2 protein-coding genes are annotated in these 3,877 nt (G+C 55.9%); both read right to left on the bottom strand.

The window, feature by feature from the left end:
• On the bottom strand, window positions 1–325 hold a 325-nt coding region (locus tag AC1DS3_RS36325; RefSeq protein WP_477129103.1), incomplete at its 3' end, for an AAA family ATPase.
• Between the two features lie 2,212 nt (window positions 326–2,537).
• Entirely contained in the window at window positions 2,538–3,872 is a 1,335-nt protein-coding gene (locus AC1DS3_RS36320; protein WP_477129104.1) for a RepB family plasmid replication initiator protein, read from the bottom strand.
• Window positions 3,873–3,877: the final 5 nt, after the last annotated feature.

The following is a 3,877-nucleotide window of genomic DNA, read 5'->3' as shown; positions in this document are numbered from 1 at the left end:
GATCGGAGATGTTCAGCGCAGCCCACGGGATCGAGGATTCGATGGCTGGAGGGCAGTCGATCAGGATGACTTCGTGATTCTCCGCGTGCTTCGCAATTTCGCCGATCAGCTTTTCGCGCAGCGGTGCAAGGCTAATGACCGTCGCTGGAAACGGCTTATCCTGAGAGGCCTGCCCCGCCCAAATCGTACTGGTTCCTTGCTTGTCCATGTCGACCAGCATCGTCCGATGCCCGCGCAGAGCGAAACTCGCGGCAAGCTGCATCGACACCATAGTCTTGCCGCAGCCCCCCTTCTGGTTGAAAACGGTCACGATCTTTGCCGGCATACACTCCCCAAGAAACCCAACTCAAATAAAAAATATCAGCCACGTGGAACTTTAACTTGCCTCGAACTGTGATAGGCATTTTCACGCATAAAATCCAGAAATTTATGAAGGATGCGTTGCCTGGCGACAACAGGGAGAGGGTTGCATATGGCTCCCCTTAGCGCCCAGCCGCCCAACCTTCCTCGCGCTTTCATGCATGAAAGCTGGTCGGAAGTTCAGGCGTCATCTTTCAAGCATGAAAGTACGGAGCCAGAGGACCTGCACGCAACGAAGGCTTGTGACGCTATTTCGTACTCCCGCGGCACAGACACTGACGGCCGGCTTTCATGCATGAAAGCTCCCACTTAACCTGCGCAAAGGAGGCMGCTGCCTCTCATTCCTGCCCTGGCCGTCGGTTTCGTCGCCTATCACGCAATCCGACTTAGCCCCGATGCATTGCATTTCGGAAAGGACGATAGGCGATTCGTGCAATCATCAGGTACGCAACACCCGAACCGCCCCGGTCCTTTGGCAAGAGGCATCTACTTTCATGCGTGAAAGTGAAGAAGAACGGCCACGTCTCCGCATCAAAAAGCGCGCGCTTTCACGCTCGAAAGTCGGATTCGAAACTCCACTGAGGGAAGCTTTGGTGCTGCAGCTTTACGTGATGACTGACTTGAGGCTCTGCCAGTTTCACGCATGAAAATCACCGCTTGCATCTGCAACAACAGAGTAAAGGTATGGGCTTTGATTGGTTTATGCGAACAAATGACAAATCTGTGCAGGGCGGGGATAACTTTCAAACATGAAAATCTCCGATGGCGCGTGTCTAGGAGATTTTGATCTGAAACGGTTCAAAGTTCGCGGCCAATCCTCGATCGGACTTTCATGCTTGAAACTCTGTCGCTKCGGGTCCTCACCACCCATGAACTGATCTGCTGGCGGGGTAAAGTAGGCGACGACGTCTGCACGTGGGATCAGCGAAGCTGCTGTCAGAGCAAGACTTTCATGCTTGAAAGTACACCCGCACAACAACGGATATGGCTCCTGAGGCTCTAGTCTCTCGAATCCAAGAATATTTGGAATACGCACGGGAGGTAGTGCGTGCCACGTTAAGGTGCCCGTATTCTGCGCGCAAGGAATGTTTTCAATATATTTTATACATATTTTAAGTATATCTACTCGGAGCAAACGATATGAGGGCACTTTCACGCGTGAAAGCGTTGTGCGGCGGTACTGCTGCGTGAGTAGTACAAACTGTCGACGGGCTGAAATCTAATATTGAACTCTGACGCTTGGTCATATTCGGGTCGGCTTACTTCAAGTGAATGACCGGCTGGCGAGCCAAACGCAGACTCGGCTGTGCCGCGTCAAGGCCATGGGTGCGCCGCCAAAGGCAAGGACGAAATAGGGCGGCTCAGGCCCGTCGCTCAAGAACCAGGTCCGGACTCCTGGGGCGGAACGTTCACGTTCGCACATGCAAGGTACAGCGATGGAACAAGCTTCCCCTCAGGGTGTCTCCGCATCACAGTTCGCACGAGCGTAGTGAATGTGGCCGCATCAACCCGAGCCATTGGTCCTCACAAGGTGTGTTTGTCTGCCAATGCTGCGACTTGCCGCGCCAACGCGGACCACAATGCGAGCCAGGTGATCCGCGACCGGAGGGGATTGCTCCTGTCGGGAGGACTCTCAACCAAGGGCAGGAAAGAAGGGGATACGTCAGAACCGCGCTACGGGTCGGACGATCCGAGCCGGGGTCCGTAGCTACCCCTACATCGAGGGAGACTTGAATGAGGCACCGGGGGCACTGCCTCAAGCACGATTGCACGATTCGCTGCACCCCGCCCCCTTGCTACAAGCCGAAGGCTTCAGAGCGGGAGTATGCATCACGGAGGGACGAGCCGGCGAAGCAGCGCACGTCACGCTGCTGTAGGCCATTCGCCGGCGGCTCGACCTCAAGGGCCTAGAGTCATCGCAAAGGACTGATCGTAGCCGCTGCCAGCAGGCTTGGCTCGTTTGCAGAGACGCCCAGCGTGCAGATTGCGTTTCGGGGTCTGTACAGGTCTCACAGAGCTCCGGCTCGGAGCGAGAGACTCAATACCGTGCCGCCGCTGCTTATGCCCCTGGTCCGCGAATTTCAAGATCACTCAGAGCAAGCTCGAGCCAAGCTGGACTGACTCTGAATGTGGGCCTGAGCAGCCAAGGTGTAATTGATTGGTGCAACCGCACGGTGTTAGCTGACAAGTTCGGCGGTAGATGCCCGGCCCATGAACGAACCAAGCTCCAGGCGTAGTGCAGAGTGCCCAAGGATCTCCAATTCGTCTGGCACGGTTTTGACCTTCACGCGCTTCGCGGCCATCTTGAAGGTAGCTTCCTTTTGCAGTGCTTTGCGCACTCGTGCCCGCGCATCTTCGCCCAGGTCAAGATAAGCCGCGATGCCAGCCTCGGCCTCGCTCTCCGCGGTCCTTGTCAGCTTCCGGTGCGCTTCGGTAGTCTCGGCGATCGGCTCGGCCACCGTCAGCTTAGGTGCGCCCGCATTTGCCATCTGCACTTCGATCTCGCTAAGTCGCAAATTGTCGCGGATCGCCTTCATCAGGTACATCGCCGGCGCCTTCACCTTGCCACTCTTCACGCGGAAGCGCGTCAATTCGATTGCGGCTTTAATGCGTTCATCGGTATATTCGTCCCGGTTCTCCACCAGCTCGTCCAGATGCTTCTTACTGAGCCCGAAGCCTTTGACCAGCGTCTCATAGAGGTCCTTCAGTTCATGAGGCGAATTGAAGTCGAGAACAAGCTTGCCGGAGGCGTTGTCCCGCAATTTGAACCGAAGCGCGGCAACGCGGCGAGAGCCTTGTGCGTTCTTCGTTTCAAACTCAACGTGCAAGTCGGTCAACTCATTAATCTGCTTGATACCCTTGTCAAGCACCTGACGCTTGAACTCTTTATATTCAGTGAGCGACTTGACCGAGTCGGCATTCACCCAGCGTCGTATCTCGTCCAGAGGAATCCACTCCGTGGTTCCCATGAATCGCAGGGAGCTCAAGCGTTCGTAGAGAATGTAGGCATAGCTGAAGAGCGCCGCCGACATCCGCAACGATAGATACGTATAGCGCTGAGGATCCTTCAGTTGTCGGTGGATCATCTCGTCAACTTTGAACGTGATCCTGCCGCCAGCAATCGCGACAGGCCCGAGCAAAGGTATGGAGGCCCACTGAGGATCGCCGCCTTTGCCGCCCTCAACGGTCACCTGCACCGACGACTGTTGGCACTCGCGCAGCACCTTCTTGAGGTGAGTGATGTTGTTCGACTTCTCGTACTTGGCGAGCCACTTGAAGTAGCCTAGATCAAGGTCATAGTGGGTCTGGTCCGGCCGCTCCGACACCTCGAGCCAAAGCGCGTTGATCGTTCGGCGTGCCAACAGGCTCAGCGTGGTAACGTCAATCAGGACATTGGTCTTTCGGTACCCGATATCCCGTGRCGATTCGGTAATTGCGCTGTCAGGTCCGAGTTGCTCTCGCACGGCAGTGAAGATGTCGAAGCCGAGCTGCTCCGGCGTCGTTTTCCTCACGATGT

It is taken from the genome of Cupriavidus sp. 01L46 (assembly GCF_056399905.1).
The sequence above is the reverse complement of the archived record's forward strand: the minus strand, read 5'-3'. Positions and strand labels throughout refer to the sequence as shown.